The sequence below is a fragment of the Streptomyces sp. NPDC002324 genome (genome assembly GCF_053593335.1).
Map to the genome: position 1 here is coordinate 1 of NZ_JBSFCF010000102.1, position 1,437 is coordinate 1,437.

Annotated in this window: 1 protein-coding gene; it reads left to right on the forward strand. The window is 65.2% G+C overall.

The genetic code is table 11. From position 1 onward, the window contains the following. Window positions 1-1,437, forward strand: a 1,437-nt coding sequence (treS, locus tag ACWCRJ_RS44565) for a maltose alpha-D-glucosyltransferase (RefSeq protein ID WP_450944699.1), incomplete at both ends; no start/stop codon positions are given.

Below are 1,437 nucleotides of genomic sequence, written 5' to 3' on the forward strand. Positions count from 1 at the left end.
CCTGACACCTTCGAGGACACGCCGCAGAAGGACCGGGACCCGGACTGGTTCAAACGCGCCGTCTTCTACGAGGTACTCGTCCGCTCCTTCCAGGACAGCAACGGCGACGGCGTCGGCGACCTCAAGGGCCTCACCGCCAAACTCGACTACCTGCAGTGGCTCGGCATCGACTGCATCTGGCTGCCGCCCTTCTTCAAATCCCCCCTGCGCGACGGCGGCTACGACGTCTCCGACTACACCGCCGTCCTCCCCGAATTCGGCGACCTCGCCGACTTCGTGGAATTCGTCGACGCCGCCCACCAACGCGGCATGCGCGTCATCATCGACTTCGTCATGAACCACACCAGCGACCAGCACCCGTGGTTCCAGGAGTCCCGGAAAGACCCCGACGGCCCCTACGGCGACTACTACGTCTGGGCCGACGACGACAAACAGTTCCCCGAAGCCCGCATCATCTTCGTCGACACCGAAGCCTCCAACTGGACCTTCGACCCCGTCCGCAAGCAGTACTACTGGCACCGCTTCTTCTCCCACCAACCGGACCTCAACTACGAGAACCCGGCAGTGCAGGAGGAGATCATCTCGGCGCTGCGCTTCTGGCTGGACCTGGGCATCGACGGCTTCCGCCTGGACGCCGTGCCCTACCTGTACCAGCAGGAGGGCACCAACTGCGAGAACCTTCCCGCGACCCACCACTTCCTGAAGCGGGTGCGGAAGGAGATCGACGCGCACTACCCGGACACCGTGCTGCTGGCCGAGGCGAACCAGTGGCCGGAGGACGTCGTCGACTATTTCGGCGATTTCCCCAGCGGCGGCGACGAGTGCCACATGGCGTTCCATTTCCCGGTGATGCCGAGGATCTTCATGGCGGTACGCAGGGAATCGCGCTACCCGGTCTCGGAAATCCTCGCCAAGACCCCGGCGATCCCCTCCAGCTGCCAGTGGGGCATCTTCCTGCGCAACCACGACGAGCTGACCCTGGAAATGGTCACCGACGAAGAGCGCGACTACATGTACGCGGAATACGCCAAGGACCCGCGGATGCGCGCCAACATCGGTATCCGGCGCCGCCTCGCCCCCCTCCTGGACAACGACCGCAACCAGATCGAACTCTTCACCGCCCTGCTGCTCTCCCTGCCCGGCTCGCCGATCCTCTACTACGGCGACGAGATCGGCATGGGCGACAACATCTGGCTCGGCGACCGCGACGCCGTGCGCACCCCCATGCAGTGGACCCCCGACCGCAACGCCGGCTTCTCCTCCTGCGACCCGGGACGGCTGTCGCTGCCGACGATCATGGACCCGGTCTACGGCTACCAGGTCACCAACGTCGAGGCGTCGATGTCATCACCCTCGTCGCTGCTGCACTGGACCCGCCGGATGATCGAGATCCGCAAGCAGAACCCGGCGTTCGGCCTCGGCAGCTACACCGAGCTG